26 protein-coding genes are annotated in these 23,404 nt (G+C 61.2%); 19 read left to right on the top strand and 7 right to left on the bottom strand.

All coding sequences use genetic code 11. From position 1 onward, the window contains the following. Positions 1 to 89 precede the first annotated feature (89 nt). From ACJ8HT_RS08620 to ACJ8HT_RS08640, 5 genes are all read left to right on the top strand, one after another. A complete protein-coding gene (locus ACJ8HT_RS08620) occupies positions 90 to 971 on the top strand; it encodes a pirin family protein (protein WP_038873171.1) in 882 nt (293 codons plus the stop codon). A 116-nt stretch (positions 972 to 1,087) separates the two neighbouring features. Further along, complete coding sequence (gene ycaC, locus ACJ8HT_RS08625) at positions 1,088 to 1,714, top strand: isochorismate family cysteine hydrolase YcaC (protein ID WP_197652311.1); 627 nt, start codon at positions 1,088 to 1,090, stop codon at positions 1,712 to 1,714. A 154-nt stretch (positions 1,715 to 1,868) separates the two neighbouring features. Beyond that, entirely contained in the window at positions 1,869 to 2,198 is a 330-nt protein-coding gene (locus ACJ8HT_RS08630; RefSeq protein ID WP_164268435.1) for a hypothetical protein, read from the top strand. Between the two features lie 75 nt (positions 2,199 to 2,273). Further along, positions 2,274 to 2,726 carry a thiol-disulfide oxidoreductase DCC family protein gene (locus ACJ8HT_RS08635; protein WP_087763259.1) on the top strand — a complete coding sequence of 151 codons (453 nt, stop codon included), beginning with the start codon at positions 2,274 to 2,276 and terminating at the stop codon, positions 2,724 to 2,726. 86 nt (positions 2,727 to 2,812) lie between these two features. Next, a complete protein-coding gene (locus tag ACJ8HT_RS08640; protein WP_033642017.1) occupies positions 2,813 to 3,064 on the top strand; it encodes a hypothetical protein in 252 nt (83 codons plus the stop codon). On the opposite strand, the gene ACJ8HT_RS08645 is transcribed toward ACJ8HT_RS08640, so the two are convergent. The 3 genes from ACJ8HT_RS08645 to ACJ8HT_RS08655 all read right to left on the bottom strand — a co-directional run bounded on the left by ACJ8HT_RS08645 (position 3,055) and on the right by ACJ8HT_RS08655 (position 5,356). Beyond that, on the bottom strand, positions 3,055 to 3,603 hold the full coding sequence (locus ACJ8HT_RS08645) for a GNAT family N-acetyltransferase (RefSeq protein ID WP_197652310.1): 549 nt from the start codon (positions 3,601 to 3,603) through the stop codon (positions 3,055 to 3,057). The genes ACJ8HT_RS08640 and ACJ8HT_RS08645 overlap by 10 nt on opposite strands. A gap of 95 nt (positions 3,604 to 3,698) precedes the next feature. After that, positions 3,699 to 4,445, bottom strand: coding sequence for a DUF2076 domain-containing protein (locus ACJ8HT_RS08650; RefSeq protein WP_142109350.1), 747 nt, complete (start codon positions 4,443 to 4,445; stop codon positions 3,699 to 3,701). A gap of 125 nt (positions 4,446 to 4,570) precedes the next feature. After that, a complete protein-coding gene (locus tag ACJ8HT_RS08655; protein WP_038873182.1) occupies positions 4,571 to 5,356 on the bottom strand; it encodes a helix-turn-helix transcriptional regulator in 786 nt (261 codons plus the stop codon). A gap of 117 nt (positions 5,357 to 5,473) precedes the next feature. Here ACJ8HT_RS08655 and ACJ8HT_RS08660 point away from each other — a divergent pair, with 117 nt between their 5' ends. Continuing rightward, positions 5,474 to 6,244, top strand: a complete 771-nt coding sequence (locus ACJ8HT_RS08660) for a class I SAM-dependent methyltransferase (protein ID WP_194572689.1) — start codon at positions 5,474 to 5,476, stop codon at positions 6,242 to 6,244. Positions 6,245 to 6,301: 57 nt separating this feature from the next. On the opposite strand, the gene aqpZ is transcribed toward ACJ8HT_RS08660, so the two are convergent. Beyond that, positions 6,302 to 6,997 carry an aquaporin Z gene (gene aqpZ, locus ACJ8HT_RS08665; RefSeq protein WP_197652309.1) on the bottom strand — a complete coding sequence of 232 codons (696 nt, stop codon included), beginning with the start codon at positions 6,995 to 6,997 and terminating at the stop codon, positions 6,302 to 6,304. Positions 6,998 to 7,423: 426 nt separating this feature from the next. Here aqpZ and ACJ8HT_RS08670 point away from each other — a divergent pair, with 426 nt between their 5' ends. Continuing rightward, positions 7,424 to 8,785: an esterase-like activity of phytase family protein gene (locus ACJ8HT_RS08670; protein WP_197652308.1), complete on the top strand. Its 1,362-nt coding sequence runs from the start codon at positions 7,424 to 7,426 to the stop codon at positions 8,783 to 8,785. Positions 8,786 to 8,983: 198 nt separating this feature from the next. On the opposite strand, the gene ACJ8HT_RS08675 is transcribed toward ACJ8HT_RS08670, so the two are convergent. Then, the gene (locus tag ACJ8HT_RS08675) at positions 8,984 to 10,159 is read right to left on the bottom strand and encodes a low temperature requirement protein A (RefSeq protein ID WP_193158705.1); all 1,176 of its coding nucleotides are present in this window, start codon (positions 10,157 to 10,159) and stop codon (positions 8,984 to 8,986) included. Positions 10,160 to 10,468: 309 nt separating this feature from the next. On the opposite strand from ACJ8HT_RS08675, the gene ACJ8HT_RS08680 reads away from it, so the two are divergent. Both ACJ8HT_RS08680 and ACJ8HT_RS08685 read left to right on the top strand, forming a co-directional pair. After that, positions 10,469 to 10,753, top strand: coding sequence for a YdgH/BhsA/McbA-like domain containing protein (locus ACJ8HT_RS08680; RefSeq protein WP_038873191.1), 285 nt, complete (start codon positions 10,469 to 10,471; stop codon positions 10,751 to 10,753). 240 nt (positions 10,754 to 10,993) lie between these two features. After that, on the top strand, positions 10,994 to 11,551 hold the full coding sequence (locus tag ACJ8HT_RS08685; RefSeq protein ID WP_049270805.1) for a class I SAM-dependent methyltransferase: 558 nt from the start codon (positions 10,994 to 10,996) through the stop codon (positions 11,549 to 11,551). Here the strand turns inward: ACJ8HT_RS08685 and ACJ8HT_RS08690 are convergent, their stop codons facing one another. Continuing rightward, on the bottom strand, positions 11,552 to 12,013 hold the full coding sequence (locus ACJ8HT_RS08690) for a GNAT family N-acetyltransferase (RefSeq protein ID WP_047728763.1): 462 nt from the start codon (positions 12,011 to 12,013) through the stop codon (positions 11,552 to 11,554). Between the two features lie 214 nt (positions 12,014 to 12,227). Between ACJ8HT_RS08690 and ACJ8HT_RS08695 the strand changes: the two genes are divergently transcribed. The 4 genes from ACJ8HT_RS08695 to aroL all read left to right on the top strand — a co-directional run bounded on the left by ACJ8HT_RS08695 (position 12,228) and on the right by aroL (position 16,665). Then, entirely contained in the window at positions 12,228 to 13,343 is a 1,116-nt protein-coding gene (locus tag ACJ8HT_RS08695; RefSeq protein ID WP_055317008.1) for an ABC transporter substrate-binding protein, read from the top strand. Further along, complete coding sequence (locus ACJ8HT_RS08700; RefSeq protein ID WP_197652307.1) at positions 13,336 to 15,459, top strand: TonB-dependent siderophore receptor; 2,124 nt, start codon at positions 13,336 to 13,338, stop codon at positions 15,457 to 15,459. Before ACJ8HT_RS08695 ends, ACJ8HT_RS08700 begins: the two co-directional genes overlap by 8 nt. A gap of 53 nt (positions 15,460 to 15,512) precedes the next feature. After that, positions 15,513 to 16,031 carry a GNAT family N-acetyltransferase gene (locus tag ACJ8HT_RS08705; protein WP_194572693.1) on the top strand — a complete coding sequence of 173 codons (519 nt, stop codon included), beginning with the start codon at positions 15,513 to 15,515 and terminating at the stop codon, positions 16,029 to 16,031. 109 nt (positions 16,032 to 16,140) lie between these two features. Next, positions 16,141 to 16,665: a shikimate kinase AroL gene (gene aroL, locus ACJ8HT_RS08710; RefSeq protein WP_033637260.1), complete on the top strand. Its 525-nt coding sequence runs from the start codon at positions 16,141 to 16,143 to the stop codon at positions 16,663 to 16,665. A 36-nt stretch (positions 16,666 to 16,701) separates the two neighbouring features. Here the strand turns inward: aroL and ACJ8HT_RS08715 are convergent, their stop codons facing one another. Next, entirely contained in the window at positions 16,702 to 17,445 is a 744-nt protein-coding gene (locus ACJ8HT_RS08715; RefSeq protein ID WP_197652306.1) for a helix-turn-helix domain-containing protein, read from the bottom strand. A 96-nt stretch (positions 17,446 to 17,541) separates the two neighbouring features. Between ACJ8HT_RS08715 and ACJ8HT_RS08720 the strand changes: the two genes are divergently transcribed. From ACJ8HT_RS08720 to ACJ8HT_RS08745, 6 genes are all read left to right on the top strand, one after another. Further along, positions 17,542 to 17,946 carry a nuclear transport factor 2 family protein gene (locus ACJ8HT_RS08720; RefSeq protein ID WP_197652355.1) on the top strand — a complete coding sequence of 135 codons (405 nt, stop codon included), beginning with the start codon at positions 17,542 to 17,544 and terminating at the stop codon, positions 17,944 to 17,946. Positions 17,947 to 17,993: 47 nt separating this feature from the next. Then, complete coding sequence (locus tag ACJ8HT_RS08725; protein WP_004940491.1) at positions 17,994 to 18,194, top strand: YaiA family protein; 201 nt, start codon at positions 17,994 to 17,996, stop codon at positions 18,192 to 18,194. A 144-nt stretch (positions 18,195 to 18,338) separates the two neighbouring features. Beyond that, positions 18,339 to 18,839, top strand: coding sequence for an RNA polymerase sigma factor (locus ACJ8HT_RS08730; protein WP_021504701.1), 501 nt, complete (start codon positions 18,339 to 18,341; stop codon positions 18,837 to 18,839). A 76-nt stretch (positions 18,840 to 18,915) separates the two neighbouring features. Continuing rightward, complete coding sequence (locus ACJ8HT_RS08735) at positions 18,916 to 19,869, top strand: FecR family protein (RefSeq protein ID WP_197652305.1); 954 nt, start codon at positions 18,916 to 18,918, stop codon at positions 19,867 to 19,869. Between the two features lie 156 nt (positions 19,870 to 20,025). Next, positions 20,026 to 22,725, top strand: coding sequence for a TonB-dependent receptor (locus ACJ8HT_RS08740; RefSeq protein ID WP_197652304.1), 2,700 nt, complete (start codon positions 20,026 to 20,028; stop codon positions 22,723 to 22,725). Positions 22,726 to 22,803: 78 nt separating this feature from the next. Beyond that, the gene (locus tag ACJ8HT_RS08745; RefSeq protein ID WP_033642038.1) at positions 22,804 to 23,370 is read left to right on the top strand and encodes a heme acquisition protein HasA; all 567 of its coding nucleotides are present in this window, start codon (positions 22,804 to 22,806) and stop codon (positions 23,368 to 23,370) included. Positions 23,371 to 23,404: the final 34 nt, after the last annotated feature.

Consider the following 23,404-nt stretch of genomic DNA (forward strand, 5'->3'; position numbering starts at 1 on the left):
GTACATCTTGCCTACTACTGCAGCAAACCCCGGCAGATTAAACTTCTGCCATCAACTTAAGGCCGTGAGGTCTGAAACGGGAGTTCAAGATGAAAAAAATCCTCGGTATTCACAACAGCCCGGAAGCACATTGGGTCGGTAACGGTTTCCTGGTGAATTCGCTGTTCTCTTATAACGATTTGGGGGCGGAAATGAGCCCGTTCCTGCTGCTGGATCATGCGGCGCCAACCAAATTCCGCTCTGCCTCCGGCACCCGCGGCGTGGGTCAGCATCCGCATCGCGGGTTTGAAACGGTGACCATCGTCTATCAGGGCGAAGTGGAACACCGCGACTCGACCGGCAGCGGCGGGGTGATTGGCCCCGGCGACGTCCAGTGGATGACCGCCGCCTCCGGCATTCTGCACGAAGAGTTCCATTCGCGGGACTTCTCGCGCAAGGGCGGCACCATGGAAATGGTGCAGCTGTGGGTCAACCTGCCGGCCAAAGACAAAATGGCCGAGCCCGGTTACCAGACGCTGCTGAACGCTGATATTCCGGTGGTTCCGCTGGCGGACGGCGCAGGGCAGGTGCGGGTGATCGCCGGTGACTTTGGCGGCCACGCCGGCCCGGCACGCACTTTCAGCCCGCTCAACGTGTGGGATATGAAGCTGAATGCCGGCCACACCACCACGCTGACGGTGAAAGAAGGCCATACGCTGGCGCTGGTGATGCTGCACGGCGCGATCCTGGTCAACGGCGAAGAGGTGGTGCGCGAAACCCAAATGGTGCGTTTCGACCGGGCGGGGGATTCGATCACTATCGAAGCCAACAACGACGTCGCGCTGTTGGTGCTGAGCGGCGAACCGATCGATGAGCCTATCGTCGGCTACGGCCCGTTCGTCATGAACAGCGACGCGGAAATCCAGCAGGCGTTCCGCGACTTCAACAGCGGCAAGTTCGGCAGCATGAACGCCGAAGCAAGCGCCGGCTGACCTTGGTGCCTGGGGCGGGACGTGTTCCCCGGCCCAGGCGCTACACTTAACCTCGACGCCCCGTCCCAGCGGCGGGGCGTTTCATCCGCAACATCAACCCCCACAGGAGTAAAACCATGACTGCAAATTACAAGCGCCTCGACAAGGACCAGGCCGCCGTATTGCTGGTGGATCATCAGGCAGGGCTGCTTTCGCTGGTGCGCGATATCGATCCCGATCGGTTTAAAAACAACGTGCTGGCGCTGGGTGATTTAGCGAAGTACTTCAATCTGCCGACCATTCTGACCACCAGTTTCGAAAACGGCCCCAACGGCCCGCTGGTGCCGGAGCTGAAGACCCAATTCCCCGATGCCCCTTTCATTCCTCGTCCCGGCCAAATCAACGCCTGGGACAACGACGACTTCGTCAAGGCGGTAAAAGCCACCGGCCGTAAGCAGCTGATCATCGCCGGTGTGGTGACCGAAGTGTGCGTGGCATTCCCGGCGCTGTCGGCGCTCAATGAAGGCTTTGAGGTCTTTGTGGTGACCGACGCCTCCGGCACCTTCAATGAGCTGACGCGTCAGTCGGCCTGGAGCCGCATGGAAGCCGCCGGCGCGCAGCTGATGACCTGGTTCGGCGTCGCCTGCGAGCTGCACCGCGACTGGCGCAACGACATCGAAGGCCTGGGCACGCTGTTCTCCAACCATATCCCGGACTACCGCAATCTGATGACCAGCTATAACACGCTGGCCGGCGGTAAGTAACACGGCGGCCCTTTACCCCACCTTTCGCCTTTCATCACGTTAGACGCGGGATGTAAGCAAAACGTAGCGGGGCGAAAAGGTAGCGAAAAGCGGCTTTCTCATTGGCCGGGGGCGGGGTAGCGTAATCCCGAACCCGGCAAATGAGGCTAATTCAATGAAACAAGCAATCAAGATCCTGGCGCTGCCCTGCATGGGCATGGCGCTGTTGTTCAGCGCGAGCGCGATGTCGGCCCCCGAGGCGCATGCGGCCAAAGCGTTGCCGCCTGTGGCGGATGAACCGATGCGCATGCCGCCTTTCCCGGGCGGGCACCCGCCCAAACCGGGGTTCTGCCACGGCGGCGAACTGTTCTGCGCCACCTCGGCCAGCGACAATCCGGTGGAAACCATCAACAAACTGACGGCGGTGATCCCGGCGGGCAGCGCCAAGCATTACGAGGTGCGCGTCGCGGTGGTGGCCGTGCCTGACGCCCCGCCTGCGCCTTAACGGGCCCTATCATCCCGCTCTGGTTCGCACGCTCAAGGCGCGTTAGGCTAAGGCGAGCGTTTATCGGGAGGCGGGATGACCCTTTTAGCACAACTGCCCTGTCTCCAGCCCGGCGAGTGCGCGCTGTTGTTCGACGGCGAATGCAATCTGTGTCACGGGCTGGTGAGGTATCTTATTCGCGCCGATCGGCAGCGGCGCATTCTGTTGGCGACGGTGCAATCCGTCGAAGGGCAGGCGATCCTGCAGGCGCTGGGATTGCCGACCGATCGTTTCGATTCCGTGGTCTATGTTGAGCAGGGGCGTTATTGGCTGCGTTCGGCGGCGCTGTTCCAGGCGTTGCGCCAATTGGGGTGGCCGTACCGCGCGCTGGCGCTGGCGCGTTACCTGCCGCCGCGGCTGGCGGACAAGGTCTACGATGCGGTCGCCGGCAATCGCTACCGGCTGTTTGGCCGCAACGACGGCACCGGTTTGCCGGGCGCCGACCAGCCCGGGCGCTATCTGCCCCGGCGGCGGGAACCGCCGGCCTGAGCTTTACGCTTCTTTACCATCCAACCGCTTGAAATATCAGCACTCCAGCTCCATATAATGGAACGTTCAGCCAACAAGGAGCGCGTATGGGAATCAGTGAAGAAGAGCACATCCGCCGTTTGACCCAGGAGAAGAACGACATGGGCAATACGGCGAAATGGGTGGCGATCGTTTCCGCCGTGTACTTTGCCTTGATGGTGTTTTACGGCCACCCGACCGGCGTGTTGGCGATGTCGGGCGCGGTGTTCATCGTTTCTACCGCCACCTGGCTGAAAAAGCGTCAGAAGGTTAAATCTTACCGCATGGCGTTGGCCAAAATCAGCGACGATCAGCCCTGATAGTCGCCGCGCTTTAGCGTATACACCAGGCTCGGCGCTTCGCCGGGCACGTCATCCAGCGTATCCACCCGCTGCATGCCAATCTTTTCCAGCACCCGCCACGAAGCCTGATTCTCCACGCGCACAATGGCAGAAATCTCACCCACCTCCAGACCGACAAACCCGTATTGCAGTGAAGCCCGCGCCATCTCGGTGGCCAGCCCCATGCCCCACACCCGGGTGTCGAAGCGATAGCCGAGGTTAACGGTGCGCTGCGCGCCGAGCGGTTTCCAGGACAAGCCGCCAAAACCGATAACCCAATCCGGCCGTTCGCGCAGGGCGAGCGCCCAGGAGCCGTAACCGTGTTGCCGCCAGACGGCGAGCCGCTCCTGCAGCGCCGAAGCGGCCTGCGCTTCGCTGGTGAGCGGGCCGGCGGGGTTGAAGCGTTGGGTTTGCGGATCGCCAAAGATGGCGTAGAAACGTTCGAGGTCTGCCATCACCGGCGGCCGCATCTGCAGGCGCTCGCTGAAGTACGGGGCTGAAGGATTAAAGCTCGGCATCGTTTCTCCCGGCCGGATCAATGAACAGCGTTCACTGTAGTCCAGATCGGCGAAACGGGAAATCCCCCTCTGCGGGTGAGAGGGGGAGAGGAGTATTACAGGAAGGAATCGTCGTCGTCGCTGTAATCGTCGTCGGCGTAGTCCGTGTCATCCTGATAGTTGGCGTTCTGGAAGCCGTTGTCCTGATTCAGGAAGCTGCCGCCGTCGCCGTTGTTGAAGGTATCAAGGTTGTTGGAGGCGTCGAAATTGCGCATCGCGCTGTCGTCCAGCGGTGCCGGGTTTTCTTCGATAATATTCACGATTTCCTGCGGCTGCGAATGGCGGAACATGCCGGTCAGCATGTCGGCCAATACCACGCCGCCGGCGACGCCCGCCGCGGTTTGCAAAGCCCCACCCAGGAAGCCGCCGGCGCGCGAAGGCGCCGCCTGCTGCGGTTGGGCATAGGCTGGCTGCTGCGGCTGTGAGTAGCCCCCTTGCTGCGCGTTGTTCCAGGCCGCCGTATTTTGCTGCTGCGCCTGATACTGTTCACGCGGGCTTGGCGTACTGCGGCTGCCGCCGCCGAACAGGCCGGCCAGGAAGCCGCCGCTGCTCTGTTGGCCGTTGGCGGTTTGCTGCAGCTGCGCGACCTGGGCTTCCAGCTCTTTGACCCGCTGGTCCATCTGTTTGAGCGCCGCTTCTTGAATGATCATTGCCTGCGCCATGTAATAAGGGGCGGAAGGCTGCTCGCGAATATGCTGATTAATTTGCTGTTCTGCCTGGAGATCCCGTGGGCCCGTCTTGGTCTCGGCTTCTTTCAGGCGGCCAAACAGACCATCGATAAGGCGTTGTTCTTCGGATTGCATAGGCGTACCTCGGGAGATAAATAACGGTGCTGGATGATCGTTGTCATCGGTAACAATCACCCTAGCGCGTTTGCATGAACCAATAAATAAATGGCGGGTAAACCTGTCTATGAATTTGTTACCAATTACGGCAGCGGGATCAGCATTACTAGCTTCAGACCGCCGTGCTCCGCCGGATGGAAGGTGAGCTGGCGATAGCGCAGCGCACCTTGCTGAGGGTGCTCGAACGCGCGCTCGCCGCCTTCGCGCGCCATCACGTCATGCTGTTTCCACCAGTGATTAAAGTCCGCGCTGTTGTGCGTCATGTTGCGCACGAAGGCGCGCATCTCTTCGGTGTTTTGGTGATGGCTGGTCTCGGCGCGAAACTCGGCCACCACGCGGCGGGCACGTTCTTCCCAATCGCTGACCAGCGTTTTCGCCAGCGGGTGGAAGAACATGAAGTGCAGCAGATTAGGGCTGTTGGCCACATCCAGCCAGCCGCTGAACAGCGCCGCCGCCTGCGGGTTCCAGGCGACGACGTTCCAGGTCACGTCCAGCAGGTAGCAGGGCACCGTCATCTGGTGCACGCTTTGCAGCACCGCGTCGTTGGCGGTTTCGCGGTGCGTTTCCTGCTCGGGATCGGCGACGCGCGCCAGGGTAAACAGGTAGTGGCGTTCGGCGGGGCCGAGCCGCAGCGCCTTGGCGATGCGTGCCAGCGTATAGGGGGAAATGGACACCTCGCGCCCCTGTTCGATCCAGGTATACCAGGTGGCGCTGATGCCGCTGATTTGCGCCAGCTCTTCGCGCCGTAGGCCGCTGGTGCGGCGGCGCGAGGAGCTGGGCAGGCCGAGCATTTCCGGCGTGATGCGCTCGCGGTGCGCGCGCAGGAATGCGCCGAGGGCCTTTGGCCCGGATAAGGCTTCTGATGACATAGCGTGGTACCTATTTATACCAGGATAACTGCTCATATTGTACCCGTATAGTAGCCTGATTATAGTAGCCGAAAGCCTTCAGGCACAGGCGCAAGCCGGATAATAACGGGAGCAAACATGAGCATCAGCAACAGCCATAAAAACGCGGTAGACCGGCAGTTCGGCGAGCAGGCCAACGCCTACTTAACCAGCGCGGTGCACGCGCAGGGCAAGGATTTGCAACGCCTTGCACAGTTACTGGAACCGCACGCCGGCGCGCGTTTGCTCGATCTGGGCTGCGGCGCCGGGCACGCCAGCTTCACGGCGGCGGCCAGGGTGGCGCAGGTGGTGGCCTACGATCTGTCGGCGCAAATGTTGGCGGTGGTGGAGCAGGCGGCGGCGGAAAAAGGCCTGAGTAACATTCAGCTGCAGCAGGGCGTGGCGGAGTCTTTACCGTTTGAGGACGCCGGCTTCGATCTGGTCATCAGCCGCTATTCGGCACACCACTGGCACGACGTTGGCCAGGCGCTGCGTGAGGTCAAGCGGGTACTCAAGCCGGGTGGCAGAGCGATCTTTATGGACGTGGTCTCGCCGGGGCATCCGCTGCTGGATATCTATCTGCAAACCGTGGAAGTGCTGCGCGACACCTCACACGTGCGCAACTATGCGCCGGGCGAGTGGCTGGCGTTATTGACCGAGGCCGGGTTGGTGGTGCGCGAGGTAACGTCGGATCGGTTGATGCTGGAGTTCGGCAGCTGGGTGGCGCGCATGCGCACGCCGGCGCATTTCGTTACCGCGATCCGCGCGCTGCAGCAAAGCGTGTCGCAGGAGGTCGCGGCGCACTTCGCCATTCAGCCGGACGGCTCCTTTACCAGCGATATCATGATGTTTGACGTGACGAAGGGCTGAAAGCAACGGGGCAGCCGATGAAGGCTGCCCCGTGAAACGCTATCGGCTGCGATGCGCTTATTTTTTATCTTCCAGCAGGCAGCGGTAGATCAGGCCGCCGATAATGCCGCCGACCAGCGGCACCAGCCAGAAGACCCACAGCTGCTGCAGCGCCCAGGTGCCCTGGAAGATCGCTACACCGGTGCTGCGCGCCGGGTTGACGGAGGTGTTGGTCACCGGGATGCTGATCAGGTGGATCAGGGTCAGCGTCAGGCCGATCGCCAGCGGGGCGAAGCCTGCCGGCGCGCGTTTGTCGGTCACGCCATGAATAACGATCAGGAAGAAGGCGGTCAGCACCAGCTCAATCACGATCGCGGCCTGCAGAGAATAACCGCCCGGTGAGTGTTCGCCGTAACCGTTGGAGGCGAAACCGCTCGCGGTGGCGTCGAAACCGGCTTTGCCGCTGGCGATCAAATACAGCACCGCCGCTGCGGCGATACCGCCGATCACCTGTGCGATAACGTAAGGGATCACGTCTTTCGCCGCGAAACGGCCGCCGGCGAATAAGCCAACGGTAACCGCCGGGTTAAAGTGCCCGCCGGAAATATGGCCGACGGCATAGGCCATCGTCACCACGGTCAGACCGAAAGCGAGCGCGACGCCGAGGAAACCAATACCCAGCTGTGGGAATGCCGCGGCTAATACTGCGCTACCACAACCACCAAACACCAACCAAAATGTGCCAAAAAATTCAGCAAAAAGTCGCTTTGACATAGATTCCATCCTGCGGAATAGACTAACGGGCGTTAGCACTAAAAACTATAGAACAGCTTTTTCAGTTCATGCAGATATTCTATAGAATTTTCTTAATGCACCTTGAATAACGGCGGTATTAAATCCCCGGCATTTTATTTTGTCTATGAGAAAAACGCCGTTTTTCGCCGTGCCGGCGCGCGTTTGCCGATTTTTTTATCTTTGATATAAGAATTTACCCTAAGCGAAATGACGGGTTATTTTCAGGCGCTTTTTTCCAGTGGTTTTCTCCATTCAATATCCTCAGGTTAATTGCTCATTTCTATTTGCCAGCCAACCTTATTGCCTATTGCACATTTGACGAAGCGCCTGTTGTCATCTCAGTGTCATGCTAAATTAATATCTTCTTCTGCCTGATAACGCTTCGTTCAACCTCGGGTAAAAACCATGAAAATAAAATCGCTCTCCCTGCTGTTGGCTTCACTGTTTCCTGTATTCACCTACGCTGCAGATATTGAGGTGGCGCGTTATGTGGTCGGCTTCCCCGGCGGGGAACGCGTCGCCTATCAGGGGGCGTTCGCCAAGAATTTCCCGCAGGGGCTGCCGGTGGGGATCGGCTCCGGGCTGACGTTCAATCGCAAGCAGGGCGACGATCTGGTGCTGACGACGCTGACCGATCGCGGCCCGAATGCCGATGCCCCTGCGGTGGGCAAGCAAGAAGCCAAAATTTTCGCCAACCCGCAATTCGTGCCTCTGTTGATGGACATTCGTATCGGCGGCGGCAAGGCCGTGGCCGAGAATGCACGGCCCTTGCATGACGAAAAAGGGCCGATTAGTGGGCTGCCGCTGCCGAGCGAGCTGATCGGTTCCACGAACGAAGTGGCGTTGAACGACGCGTTGCAGCCGCTGTCCGGCGATCGCCGTGGGTTGGATACCGAAGGCATTATCGGTGACGGCAACGGTGGCTATTGGCTGTGCGATGAGTACGGTCCGTTTCTGATCCATATCGACGGCAACGGTAAAATTCTCGCCAAATACGGCCCAACGCCGCAGGCCGGCGAGCAGGCGGTGGCGGGCGGTTTGCCGAACATCCTGAAGTGGCGCCAGCCCAACCGCGGTTTTGAGGGGCTGACCCGGATGCCGGATGGGCGCATTCTGGCGGCGGTGCAGAGCACGCTGGATGTCGATGGCAAAAGCAAAAACAAGGCGCAGTTTACCCGGCTGGTGAGCTTCGATCCGCGCAGTGGCAAAACCGCCATGTACGGCTATCCCATCGATATCGACAGCTATAAAAAAGCCAAAGACGCCAAGATTGGCGATGTGGTGGCGTTGGACAACCAGCGTATCCTGTTGATTGAACAAGGAACCGGTAAAGATAAGACGATGATCAACAAGATCTATCTGGTGGATCTCGCGCAGGCCAGCGATCTGAGCGCGTTTGACGGCCAGGGGAAAGCGCTGGAGTTCGACGATGCGAAAGATCTCGCCAAACGCGGCGTGAAGCTGGCGCAGAAACAGGAAGTGGCGGACCTGCGCCAGTTGGGCTGGCGCCAGGAGAAAGCGGAAGGGTTGGCGCTGATCGACGATCGCACGCTGGCGGTGATTAATGACAACGATTTCGGCCTGCAGGCCAAGCTGGTGGACGCATCGCCAAAGAGCAAGAAAATCGGCGATTATCAGCTGGAGAAAGAAGGGCGGCTGAGCCTCGACGGCGACAAGACCGACGCCCGTATCGAATTGCGCCCGCTGGAGCAGCCGGAGTCGCTGAGCGAGCTCTGGGTGCTCACCTTGCCGCATCCCTTGAAGTGAGACAGCGGGGGCGATAGCGCCCCCGTCAGACCGTTGACAAAGGAGGAAAAAACGTGGTTTTTCCTCCTTTGTGGCCATCAGCCGAAAATCAATAAATTGATTTTCCTTGTTTTTTTATCCGTGGCTCTCTGCAAACCCGGCAATGGCATGAGGTTTGTCATCAATCTCACAGCGGGGGCGGTGACGCCCCCGTTTGCTTCAGGCTTCCGCGTGTCGCTGCGGCGCTCTGCCGCGCGAGATGCTCTCCCACACCGCCACCACCACCATGATCAGCGTCGTCAGGCCATTGACCATCAGCAGATCGGTTAAATAGGCGACGGGGGCCAATACCGCCAGCGCCAGCAGCCCCACCAGGTGCGACAGCGGGAAGCGATGATACACCAGCCGTTTATACAGCGCGTTGGCGAACAGGTAGAGTGCCGGGCCGAGCAGCAACACCGCCGCCGTGGCGTTTTGGATGCGGCCGTCGGGATGGGCGATCACCAGCTCGTTGGCCACGGCGCAGACGATGATCGCCCCCACCAGCGCGACGTGCACGTAATGGAAGTAAGCGCCCAGCTGGCCGGGGTTTTCCGCCTGGCTGATGGCGTGGCTGCCGGCTTTGCTGCTGGTGTCGAAGTAGACCCACCACATCGCCAGGCTGCCGAGAAAGGCCACCAGCGAGGCGATGAGCACCGGCAGGCTCCAGCTTTCCATCTCGCTCAGGGTGGCGCCGGTGATCAGAATGGTTTCCCCCAGCGCCACGATCACGAACAGCTGGCAGCGTTCCGCCAGATGGTGACCCTCGATGGTCCACTCGCTGCTGCTGTCCGAGCGCCCCAGCACCGGCAGCCGGAAGCCGAACATCGGCGAGACGTATTCGCACAAGACGGCGACCGCCCATAGCGCCAGGCGGGCGTTGCCTTCCGCCAGCCCACCGGCGATCCAGAAGACGGCGGAGATGCACAGCCAGCCGAGAATGCGGTGAAAGTTTCGTTTTAACGGATGACCGGGCGCCAGCAGGCGCAGTACCGTGACGGAGCGTCCGACCTGAATAGCGACATAGAACAGCGCGAAGATCAGGCCACGCTCGCCAAACGCCTGCGGCAGTGCGGCGGCGGCGAACAGCCCCAGCAGCATGATAGCGAACAGCAGCAGGCGGATCTGACGGGTATCCGGATTAAACCAGTTGGTGACCCAGGCGGTGTATTGCCAGGCCAGCCAGACGGCGAACCACAGCAACAGGGTTTCCAGCGCGCCGGTCAGCGTCAGGTGATGCAACAAATAGTGGGAAAGTTGGGTCACGGCGAAAACGTAGATCAGATCGAACAGCAGCTCGGAAAACGAGACCGAAGCGCCCTGACCGTCACGCACGCGCAGCAGGTTTTGCGACATAAGCGTTCTTCCTTAAAAGGGTAAGCCACAAAATCAGCGTAGCTCAGCGCGCCCCGGCGGGTAAAAAATCTTAAATAGCGGCGGCGCGCGTTCTTTCTTTCTCCCCGTCTTTAATTGTTCATCAAATAGGGGTAAGGTGAATCCTATAAAGTCATTTCCGCCTTAAAATACACACTCGCTCTCACTTCCTCCTTATTCTCCTCACAATGATTGATGTTCTTTACGTTGCATGACGTCCGTTTTCATTGGCTAGCGGATAATTAACATCACTGACAACGAGCTAATAAACAAGAACACCTGGAGTCAATCATGAAACTTATCCCAAGCATCGCAGCAGTATTGATCGCCGCCGCTTCCTTCTCCACTTTCGCCGCGCCGCTGTCGTCGGTGAAACAGGTCAACAGCGAACAGGCCGCCAATCTGCAAAGCCTCGGCGTGGTGTCGGTTTCCGGCATTAGCGGCTCACCGCATGACGCCATTCACGCCCTGAAAGAAAAAGCCGCGGCGGACGGCGCCGGGCATTACCGCATTATCGGCTTGGACACCCCCGGGGATTCCAGCAACTGGCGTGGCAATGCGGAAATTTATCGCTAAGCGTTGGCTTTTTACCCTCTGGCCACGGCAACGTGGCCAATAAAATAAACGGTCGTAATAATTATCTGATAGGGCGCGCGTGGGCGGCTTATTTTCAGGTCATTATTACGACCGTTTTTCATTTTTCCACTGCGGCTGAGGTTGCATTTTATTACAACTGTGTCCGCCGCTTTCGGAATCATGTTAATGAATACTTAAGAAATTCGGCTCACATTGAGGGCTTAACCCAAGGAGGCCTCAATGTTAAATGCGACCCGGCTGCAACTGATGAATCACTTCGCTTACCTGCAGCAATTTATGGCTTCACCGCGCACCGTCGGTACGCTGGCGCCTTCTTCCCCGTGGCTGTGCCAGGCGATGCTGAACCAGGTTGAATGGACCCGGGCGCTGTCGATCGCGGAGCTGGGCGCGGCGGACGGCGTATTGACCAAACGCATTCTGGGGCGGATGCGCGCCGATGCGGCGCTGGAGGCTTTCGAGATCCAACCGCATTTCGTGCATCGGCTGCGGGGGATAGACGATCGGCGGCTGCAGGTGATGGCCCATTCGGCGACCCAAATGGCCTCGGATTACGACGTGGTGTTTTCCTGCCTGCCGCTGCTGTCGATCCCGGTCAGGATCAGCGTGCGCATTCTTCAGCAGGCCCGGCAGCGGCTGCTGGCGCGCAACGGCACGCTGGTGCTGTTCCAATACAGCCACCTGTCGGAAAAATTGCTGTCCCGCTATTTTCACTGGAAGCGCCTGCGGGTGGTGCGCAATTTCCCGCCGGCGCTGGTGTATGTCTGTACGCCGCGTTAACTACAGCGTTTTCACCATCACCACCACGTCTTCGTCATACTGCCGCCGGCGTTCCAGAGGCTGCCAACCCCAGCCGGCGTACAGCGCTTCCGATTTGTCGGTGATGAGATGCAAAATCGAATGATGGCGCTGCCGCGCCGCTTCGACGATCGCCATCTCCAGGCGGTGGGCAATGCCCTTGCGGCGGTGATCGGGATGCACGAAGACGCCGGCCAGCCACGGGGTGAGATCCTGGCGCTGATGATCGTCGCTGGGCCACAGGCTGGCCATGCCCACCGGGCGATCGCCGTCGATCATCATCAACGTCAGATGATCGTCGCTCGGCCGGCTGCATTGGGCGAAGCGCTGCTGGGTGCGCTCCAGCGATCCGCCGTGCTGTGAGCCCCACTGGCCGAAGGCCCAGGCGGCGCACACATCGGCAAATTGCGGGCACTCCGACAGCGGAATAATGCGTTGACCCATGGATGTCTCCCTATTTTGGTGGTTTCCGCTCTATTTAACCGATTTCCCCGCCATTTTTTTAACTTTTTAAAGCCGCTCTTTTAGCGGTTTCGCCATGTTTCGCCGTGCGCTCGGCGCCATTTCCCGGATTTCTTTTGGCAATCGCCGTGCAGGATTGCAAGTGCTAATGAGAGTGATTATCATGCGCACACTATTCCCCCGTGTCGGCTTAATCATGCGCAATTCCCTCATTTTACTGCTGCTTTCCCTGTGCTTCGGCGTGTTCTCCGCTCAGGCGAAGACGGTGACCGATATCACCGGCCGCCAGGTCGTGGTGCCGGACAACCCGCAGCGCATCGTGGTGGGGGAAAGCCGCATGCTGTATACGCTGGCGCTGCTGGAGCCGGGCAACCCGGCGCAGCGCATCGTCGGCTGGCCGGCGGATCTGGCGCGGTTCGATGCGCAAAGCTGGCAGCTCTATACACAGAAGTTCCCGCAGATCGCCGCGATCCCCATTATCAGCGGTAATAACTTCCGCCAGGTCAATATTGAAAGCCTGCTGCAGCTGAAGCCGGATCTGGTGATCCTGGCGCGCTACGCGCGTGAAGACGGCGACAACGATCTGCTGGTTTCCGCGCTGAACAAGGCCGGCGTGGCGGTGATCTACGTCGATCTGCGCATCGATCTGCTGAACAACACCGTGCCGAGCGTGCGGCTGCTGGGCGAAGTGCTCAATCGCCAGCAGCGCGCTGAGCAGTTCATCGAATTTTATCAGCAGCATATGGCGGTGATCCGGCAACGGCTGGCGGGCTATCAGGGGCCGAAGCCCAAAGTGATGCTGCACCTGCATCTGGGGCGGCGCGACACCTGCTGCACCACCGCCGCGCACGGCAACCTCGGCGATCTGCTGACCTTCGCCGGCGGCGACAACATCGCCAACGCCAGCGTCAAAGGGGTGTACGGCGAGCTGAACCCGGAAACCATCCTGAGCGCCAATCCTGACGTTTACCTCGCCACTGGCATGGCCGGGCCGCAGGGCAAGCGGCTGTCCGATCTGCGCCTCGGGCCGCAGGTCAGCCAACAGGACGCCGCCGACAGCTTCCGCCGGCTGATCGCCACACAGCCGATGCTGGCCAGCCTGCAGGCGGTGAAGCATCACCGCGCCTGGAGCGTCTGGCACAACTTTTACCTCAGCCCGTACCACGTGGTGCTGGTCGAGATGTTCGCCAAAGCGTTTTACCCGGATCTGTTCGCCGACATTAACCCGCAGCAGACCTTCCAACAGCTGTATCAGCAGTTTTTGCCGTTACCTTTTTCAGGGACCTATTGGAGTCAGTTAGATAATGAATAACAACAAGCGCGGCTGGTGGTGCGCATTGCCTTTGGCGGCCTGCGCGACATCGCCGACGTGGGCAGCGGAGAAAGCCGCGCCGCAGGAAGAGAGCCTGGTCGTGGTCGGCCGCAAAGATGCCGACGGCGTGCAGAGCTATCAGCCGTTGACCAGCGTCACCGGCACCCGCAGCGAAACCAACCTGCTGAACGTGCCGCAGGCGATCGACGTGGTGCCGCAGCAGGTGATTACCGATCAGGCGGTCAGCAGCCTGGACGAAGCGCTGTACAACGTCAGCGGCATTACCCAGGCCAACACGCTGGGCGGCACCCAGGACGCGGTCATGAAACGCGGCTTCGGCGACAACCGCGACGGCTCCATTCTGCGCGACGGCGTGCGCTCGGTGCAGGCGCGCAACTTTACGCCGACCACCGAGCGGGTGGAGGTGCTCAAGGGGCCGGCCTCGATGCTGTACGGCATGGGCGAGCCGGGCGGGATGATCAACATGATCACCAAAAAGCCCCAGCTGCAGCAGCATACCCACGTGGAAGGCTGGGGCAGCAGCTTCAACGGCGGCGGCGGCCAGCTCGACGTTATCGGGCCGCTCGGCACGTCGGGGTTTGCCTATCGAATGATCGTCGATCACGATGAAACCGATTACTGGCGCAACTTTGGCCGCAACCGCCAGACGGTGATCGCGCCCTCGTTGATGTGGTACGGCGAGAACACCACCGTGCGCTTGGCCTATGAACATATGGAATATCTGGTGCCGTTCGATCGCGGCACCATTATCGATTCGCGCACCGGCAAACCGGTGAATACGCCGCGCGATCGCCGTTTCGACGAAGCCTATAATGCCACCCGCGGCGATCAGGACAGCATTACCCTGCAGATCGATCAGACGCTCAACGAGCGCTGGAAAAGCTCGCTGACCTATGCCTACAGCCGCAATAGCTACAGCGACAACCAGGCGCGCGCCACGGCGTTGAACCCGGTGACCGGCGTGTTGAGCCGCCAGGCCGACTCGACCGCCAACGCTGTCAGCCACGCCAACGCGGTGCAGCTGACGCTCAATGGTGACGTGGACTGGGGCAGCATCAACCACCAGATGCTGTTCGGCTTCGATTTTGAAGATAACCGCACCTACCGCGGCGACATGATCCGCGGCAAAAAGAACAGCGATTTCAATATCTATCATCCGGTATACGGCCTGATGCCGCCGTCGACGGCGGTCAGCGCCAAAGACAGCGACCAGCGGGAAAACCTCACCAGCTACGGTTGGTTTATGCAGGACTCCATCCAGCTAACCGATAAATGGTTGGTGATGGGCGGGCTGCGTTACGACGCTTTCGACGTCTATGCCGGCAAGGGGCGGCCGTTCCAGGCCAATACCGACAGCTCGGACAGCAAGCTGGTGCCGCGCGCCGGGGTGGTGTACAAGCTGACGCCTTATGTGTCGCTGTACAGCAGCTATACCGAGTCGTTCAAGCCGAACTCTTCCATCGCCACCCAAATTGGTTCGCTGCCGCCGGAGCAGGGCAAGTCGTGGGAAGTCGGCGGCAAGCTGGCGTTGCCGAACGGCGTCACCGGCACGCTGGCGCTGTTTGACATCACCAAGCGCAACGTGATGGTCAATGAGCTGGTGGAGGGCGAAACCGTGACGCGCACCGCCGGACGCGTGCGTTCGCAGGGCGTGGAGCTGGACGTAGCCGGTAACCTCACCGATTCGCTGAGCCTGATCGGCTCCTATGCGTATACCGACGCGCGGGTGGTGGACGATCCGGACAACAAGGGGAAAGAGATGACCAACGTGGCGCGCCACACCGCCTCGCTGTTCCTGACCCAAAACCTGGGCAGCCCGGGCTTCTACAGCGGCGATGAGGTGCGCATTGGCGCCGGTGCGCGCTACGTGGGCCGTCGCCCGGGTGACGCTGCCAACAGTTTCTCCCTGGATAATTACACCGTTGCCGATGCGTTCGCCGCTTACACCATGCCGATCAACGGCTATCGGGTGAAATGGCAGCTGAACGTGAAGAACCTGTTTGATAAAACTTACTACCCGTCCAGCGGCGGTAATTTGCGCGTGGCGGTGGGGGAACCGCGTGAGGTGGTGCTGCGCGGCAGTATCGATTTCTAAGCCACGGGCGGTGAAATTTGCTTAAATAACCGCCCCAACGTCAAGGAGAACCCATGAGCCTGCAGATTCGTTTGGCGCAGCAGCAAGATATCGTGCATCTGATGGCGGTTGAACGTTCGGCGGCGCAGCTGTTTCGCCAGCAGCCGGAATGGCGCTTTATCGCCGAAGGCGAGGTGATGGCCCCGCAGCAGCATGCCGCGTTTATCGCAGAACGCCGTGAATGGCTGGCGGAAAGCGACAACGGCGAGTGCGCCGGTTTTATCGCCGTGCAGGTTCAGGGGGGCGATTGGCACATCGCCGAATTGTCGGTCGCCGGCACCTGGCAGCGTCAGGGCGTCGGCCGTCGCCTGATCGGCGCGGTGGCGGAAGAGGCCAAACGGCAGGGGGCCGGCCGCCTGACGCTCACTACCTTCATCGAGGTGCCGTGGAATGCGCCTTACTACCGGCGGCTGGGATTCCGGCTGCTCGACGACGCGCGGCTCACGGCTGCCCTGCGGCGGCATCTGGATGAGGATCTGGCGCACGGCTTTGCCGCAGGCAGTCGCTGTGCCATGGAATTTACACTATCGTAAATATTGAAATACAGAGCGGGCAGGGTATGATGCTGCCACCACGCCATCGCACCCGCTCGGTATTTTGGTATGCAATGCACTCAAGTCACCGCATAAGGGACAACCCGTAATGACACAAACCCTGTTCATGATAGGCGCTCGCGGAGCCGGCAAGACCACGGTAGGCAGCGCATTGGCGTTGGCGTTGGGCTATCAGTTCGTCGATACCGACCTGTTTATGCAGCAGGCGGCGCAGATGAGCGTGGCGGAAATGGTCGAGCGCGAGGGCTGGCTGGGGTTCCGCCGCCGCGAGACCATCGCGTTGCAAACCGTGACCAAACCGTCAACTATAGTTGCCACCGGCGGCGGGGCGATCCTGGCGGAGGAGAACCGTCAGTTTATGCGTCAGCATGGCACCGTTATCTACCTGCGCGCGCCGGCCAGCGTGTTGGCGCAGCGGTTGGAAGAGTACCCGGAAGATGCGCAGCGCCCGACGCTCACCGGCAGGCCGATCGCCGAGGAGATGCTCGAGGTGCTGGCGGCGCGCGAAGCGCTGTATCAGGACGCCGCACATTACGTGATAGACGGCGCCGCCGATCCGCAGCGGGTGGTGGAACAAATCCTCGCGGTGCTGCCGCGTGAGACGGTGAAGTAACCCTTTCTTCTCTTCGGGCGCTGGGCGCCCGTTTTCTTATTTCGTTTGCCGAGCCGGCGCAAAGTACGCCCCGGGCGTGACGCCGAAGCGGCGGCGAAAGGCGGCGATATAGGCGCTGACGTTGTCATAGCCACAGGCGTCGGCCACCTCGCTGACCGCTTCGCCGCGTGATAATCCCTCCAGTGAACGCAATACCCGTGCCTGCTGGCGCCACAGCGCGAAGCTGATGCCGGTTTCCTGCAGAAAACGGCGGCTCAGGGTGCGCGGGCTGAGCCCGGCCCAGGCGGCCCAGTCGCACTGGCTGCGCGGGCTGGCGGGATCGTTCAGCAGCGCCCGGGCGATGTTCAGCAACCGGGCGTCCTGCGGCAGCGGCAATTGCAAAGGGGCGCGGCTTGCCGCGTGCATTTCGTCCAGCAGCACCTGCAACAGCCGCCGCTGCGGCGCACTCAGCGGGCCGGCGGGGAACTGCGCGATGCGCTCCACCAGGGCCTGCAACAGCTCAGAGGCTGTGAACAGCTGCGGCTGCGGCGGCATCTCCGGCACGCTTTCCACCGGCAGATACAGACTCCAGCCCGCCACGTCGCCGCAGGCCAGCGCCTGATGGGCGCATCCCGGCGGCAGCCAGCCCAGCGTACCGCCGGCGATCGCCCATTGCCGGCCCGGGAGTTCCATTGCCAGCATGCCGCGCGTCAAGAGATAGATCTGGCCGCCTTTGTGCCGGTGCCAGGGCGTCAGGTGCTTTTTTTCATGCTGAAGGCGTTGGCTGCGGATCTGCGTCATGTTGGCCGTTTAACGTTATTAAAAGTCTTGATGTGGTTATTATGCCATCGCCTGGCCGGGATAGGATCGTCGTTCACCCTATTTCGGAGAAACATGATGACTCAACTTACCCCACTGGATCTGGTACTCGATACGCTGCAGCAGGTCGTCGCCAGCCCGGAGCATCGGCCGACGCAGCTCGCCGCCCGTTTCAGCGCAGACTACCGCCAGCAGGTGGATGGCAAGGTGTTGAACTTCGAGCAGTTTGAGCAACACATGGCGCTGCTGAAGCGGCAAACCCGCCGCATGACGCTGAGCGTGATCGCGGCGGCGGAGCAGGGCGAGGCGGTGCTGACCCACCATCTGGTCGAGCTGGAAAAGCGCGACGGTTCCTGCTGCCGCGTGCGGGTGCTGGCGCACTTCACCGTGCGTGAAGGCCGCATTTGCACCTGCGACGAACTGACCGAACTGTTGGCGGGCGCCCCTGGCGATCGCGATCTTGGCTCGCGCGTGTCGGAATGAGGGCGGCTGCTATACTTGCTACTGTGTGAAACACACGGGAGAACGGCATGCGCGAAAATGATCAACCTGCTTATCCACGGAGCGCCCGCGTCGTAGAGGTGTTTCGGGGCGACCCGAACCTGCATCTGCGCCGTTTTGAAGTGCGCACCGACGACATTGAGCCGAATACGCTGCTCAGTGAACATGAAACCGAGCAGGAAGCGCTCGACGCCAAGCACCGCTATGAGGACGAGGCGTTAGAGCTCTGACCTGCAGCCCAGCGGAAACCGGCACCAGGCCGGTTTCCTGTTTATTCCTGCCTTAGCACATATTTCCCAGAACAATATTGATAATGATAATCATTTATGTGATTTTTATCGCCCCTATTGGGTGTTTCACTTCTGGGAAAAGAGATGTCCAATTCCGAGTTGCAGGCGCTGTTTCTGCGCCACATGCGGCCGCTGCAAGCCTATTTGAACGCCAAACTGCGCGACCCTCAGCTGGCCGCGGATTTGGCGCAGGAAAGTTTTACCCGCCTTACCGAGCAATATCCGCAGGGTAACATTCTCGATATCGAAGCCTACCTGTACAAAACCGCCAAAAACCTGATGCTCGACCATCTGCGCCAGCAGCAGCGGCGGCAGACCGAAGCGGTCGAAGACGACATTCTGGCGCAGTATCCCTCCGGTGAACCGGCGCTTGAACAACTGGCGATCGATAGCCAATTGCTGCAGCTGTTGCAGCAGGCGCTGGCGGACATGCCGCCGCGCACGCAGCAGATTTTCCGCCTTAACCGGCTCGATGGCCTGACCCAGGCGCAGGTGGCGGCGCAGCTGGGCGTGTCGCTCAGCACGGTGGAAAAACACCTGGCCAGCGCGCTCGAGCGGCTGATGGCGCGGATGGAAGAACAATAATGGCAATTTTTTTACGGGTTTATCCGCCCTCAGACGTCTTAACTTATAACCAGAAAAAACAGAGGTCTATGCCATTATGAAACCGCTAACCGCGCAGGCGCGACAGCAGGCGGCCGCCTGGGCCGTGAGCTTGGCCGAAGGGGCGCTGCCGGCCGATCGGCGGCGAGCGTTGGACGCCTGGCTGGCCGCCGATCCGCAGCATCCGGCGGCGCTGCGTCAGGCTCGCCTGCTGTGGACGGTGCTTGGGCAGCTGCCGCCTGAGCAGCGGCAGGCCTTACAGCCGCAGGTGGCGGCGCTGAAAACGCCATCTCGCCATCGATGGCCCCGCTGGGCGGTGGCAGCGGCGGTGGCGCTCGCCGTATCATTCGGCGTTTATCGCGGGCCGGATCTGTGGATCGGCATGCAGGCCGATTATCAAACCGTTCGCGGCGAGGTGCGAGAAGTCGCGCTGCCGGACGGCAGCCGGGTGGCGCTGGACAGCGGCAGCGCGATCGCGCTGGCGTATTCCGCAGGCGAGCGCAAGGTGCGGCTGCTGAGCGGCGCCGCCTATTTTATCGTCGCGCCGTTGGGCGGGGCGGAAAGCCGCCCGTTCAGGGTGGTGGCGAAAAACGGCGTTACGCAGGCGCTGGGCACCGAGTTCAGCGTGGCGCGCACCGAGCAGGGCGTGGACGTCAGCGTGCATCAGCACAGCGTGCGGGTGACGCTTGAGCGCGGCGAGCGCTCGCTGGTGGTCGCGCAACGCCAGGCGGCGCATTACCGCAACGGGCAGCTGCAGCTGACGCGGCAAACGGCCGGCGATGACGCCTGGCGACGCGGCTGGCTGGTGATCGACCGCCAACCGCTGACGCAGGCGCTCGCGCAGCTTAACCGCTATCGCGAGACCCGCATCGTGGCGGTCAATCCTGCGCTAAGAGCGCGCACGGTGAGCGGCGTGTTCGCGCTCAATAAACTCGACGACGGCGTCGGCGCCATTCGTCAGGAACTCTCCGCCCGCCAGCTGAATCTCCCCGGCATCACGCTGCTTTACTGAGCGGCAAAGGCGGGCCGGGATGCCCGTTTCGCCGCTATTTTCACTTTCTGTAAAAAATCTTTACGGGTTTTTGCCTCCCGGAACGTCCTTATGTTTAAACGATATTGATTTCCATTATCACTTGGTTTGGCATTCTTTCGGGTGGAACACACACGCATGTTTATTCACAAGGGAACCACGCCGGCCGGCCGATTGGCCACGGCGGTACGCGCCGCGCTGGCGGCGATGATGCTGACTCAGCCGGCGGTGGCGCTCGCCGCCCAGGCTGACGCGAGCAGCGCGCAGGCCGCACAGCAAAAGCATTTCAACATTGCGGCGCAGCCGCTGCAGAGCGCCATGTTGCGCTTCGCCGAGCAGGCCGATATGCAGGTATTTTTCGACGAGGTGAAGCTCGACGGCATGCAGGCGGCGGCGCTGAACGGCAGCATGAGCGTTGAACAGGGCCTGCGGCGCTTGATTGGCGACAATCCGGTGGCTTTCCGCCTGCAGCCGCAGGGGCAGATCGTATTGAGCCGGCTGCCGACGGCAAACGGCGACGGCGGTGCGCTGGCGCTGGATAGCCTGACGGTGCTGGGCGCCGGCGGCATCAACGCCAACGATTGGGTTTACGACGAACCGCGCTCGGTCAGCGTCATCAGCCGCGAACAGATGGATAACCGCCCGGCGCGACACGCGGCCGATATTCTGGAGCAGACGACGGGGGCCTATTCCAGCGTCAGCCAGCAAGATCCGGCGCTGTCGGTCAACATCCGCGGCATACAAGACTATGGCCGGGTGAACATGAACATCGACGGCATGCGGCAGAATTTTCAAAAGAGCGGCCATGGCCAGCGTAACGGCACCATGTACATCGATTCCGAGCTGCTGTCCGGCGTGACCATCGACAAGGGCACCTCCGGCGGCATGGGCAGCGCCGGTACGCTCGGCGGTATCGCCACCTTCAATACCGTCAGCGCGAGCGATTTCCTGGCGCCGGGCAAAGAGCTGGGCGGCAAGCTGCACGCCAGCACCGGCGATAACGGCACCCACTTCATCGGCAGCGGCATACTGGCATTGGGCAACGAAACCGGCGATATCCTGCTGGCCGCCAGTGAACGCCACCTCGGCGACTATTGGCCCGGCAACAAGGGCGATATCGGCAACATTCGCATCAATAACGACACCGGCAATTACGATCGCTACGCCGAGAGCATCAAGAACAACAAAATCCCCGACACAAATTACCGCATGCACTCGCGGCTGGCCAAGGTGGGCTGGAACCTGCCCGCCAATCAGCGCCTGCAGCTGAGCTATCTGCAGACCCAGACCGCGTCGCCGATCGCCGGCACTCTGACCAACCTGGGCACTCGCCCACCCTATGAACTGGGCTGGAAGCGCACCGGTTACAGCGACGTGATGGCGCGCAACGCGGCGTTTGATTACAGCCTGGCACCGGAAGGCGTCGACTGGCTCGATTTTCAGGCCAAGCTGTATTACGTCGATACTCAGGACGACAGCGACACCTACAGCACCAGCTCGCTGCTGAACAACGGCTACGCGACGCGTACCCGGCTGCGTACCTATGGCGCGCAGGCGCAAAACACCTCGCGCTTCAGCCTGGCGCCGGGGCATGACTTCCGCGCCAACTACGGGCTGGAGTTCTATTACGACAAGGCGACCAGCGACTCTTCCCGTCAGGGCATGGAAGGGGTGACGCCGGCCGGCAACCGTTCGGTAGCCAGCCTGTTCGCCAACCTGACCTACGACTACGACGGCTGGCTGACGTTGGAGGGCGGGCTGCGTTACGACCGCTATCGCCTGCGCGGCCAGACCGGCCTGAGCTATCCGGATTTGGCCAAGGATGGGCAACGCTACACGATTGACAATCCTTGCAAAGCGCCGCGTCTGACCGGCTGTTCAACCACGACCCGCGAGGATTGGGCGGTTGACCGCGATCAGGGCAAACTGTCGCCGACGCTGGCGGTGGCGGTGCGCCCCGGCGTGGAGTGGCTGGAGCTGTATTCCACCTACGGCAAATCCTGGCGGCCGCCGGCGATCACCGAAACGCTGACCAACGGCAGCGCGCACAGTTCTTCCACGCAATACCCTAACCCGTTCCTGCAGCCCGAGCGCTCGCGCGCCTGGGAAGTCGGGTTCAACGTGCAGCAGCCGGATCTGTGGTTTGAGGGCGATCGGTTGGTGGCGAAGGTGGCCTACTTCGATACCAAAGTGGATAACTACATCAACCTGGCGATAGACCGCAATAAACCGGGGCTGGTGCAGCCGAGCATCGGCAATGCCGCTTACGTTAACAACCTGTCGAAAACCCGCTTCCGCGGGCTGGAGTACCAGCTCAACTATGACGCCGGGGTGTTCTACGCCGACCTGACCTACACCCACATGATCGGCAAAAACGAGTTCTGCTCGAACAAAGCCTGGCTGGGAGGGCGTCTGCGCTATGGCGACGGTTCGCGCCGCGGCAACTTCTATGTTGAACCGGATGCCGCGTCCAATGATGCCGTCACGTGCGACGGGGGCTCGCAGTTCGGCACGGCCGCCTATCTGCCGGGCGATCGCGGCTCGGTCACGCTGGGCGGCCGCGCTTTCGATCGCAAGCTGGACGCCGGGGTGACCGTGCGCTTCGCGCCGGGCTATCAGGACAGTTCGGTGCCGTCCAACTACCCGTATCTGGCCGACTGGCCGAAGTACACCCTGTTCGATCTGTACGCCAGCTACAAGCTGACCGACAGCCTGACGCTGCGCGGCTCGGTGGAGAATCTGACCAACCGCGCCTACGTCGTCAGCTACGGCGAGACGCTGGCCAACACGCTGGGGCGCGGCCGCACCGTGCAGGGCGGGGTGGAATACCGTTTTTAAGCAGTAAAAGGGCGTTGCTCATTCTTGAGCACAAGGGCGGCCTCGCAAGGGGCGCCATTCATCAATGGAGATAGAGAAATGGCATTTTCAGTCAACTATGACAGCAGCTTCGGCAGCTACAGCATCCATAACTATCTGAACGAGTGGGCGTCGTCATTTGGCGATATCAACCACACCAACGGTAACGTCACCGACTCCAACAGCGGCGGCTTCTATGGCGGCAGCCTGTCCGGCAGCCAATACGCCGTGACCAGCACCGCCAACAACGTTACCTCGTTCGTGGCGGGCGGCAACCTGACCTACACCTTGTTCAATGCCCCGGCGCACACCCTGTACGGCCAGCTGGATTCGCTGTCGTTTGGCGATGGCCTGAACGGCGGCGGCTCCACGCCGTACAACATCCAGGTGCCTGACGTCAGCTTCGGCGGCCTGAACCTCAGCAGCCTGCAGGCGCAGGGCCACGATGGCGTGGTGCACCAGGTGGTGTACGGCCTGATGTCCGGCGATACCGGCGCGCTGGAAACCGCGCTGAACGGCATCCTCGACGACTACGGCCTGAGCGTCAATTCCACCTTCGATCAGGTGGCGGCGGCGACGGCGGTGGGCGTGCAGCATGCCGACAGCCCGGAACTGCTGGCGGCCTGATCGCGGCCGTTTGCCCGCCGGCGCCGCGCGCCCC

The organism is Serratia sp. CY44782 (assembly GCF_052168715.1).
Taxonomy (GTDB): domain Bacteria; phylum Pseudomonadota; class Gammaproteobacteria; order Enterobacterales; family Enterobacteriaceae; genus Serratia; species Serratia nevei.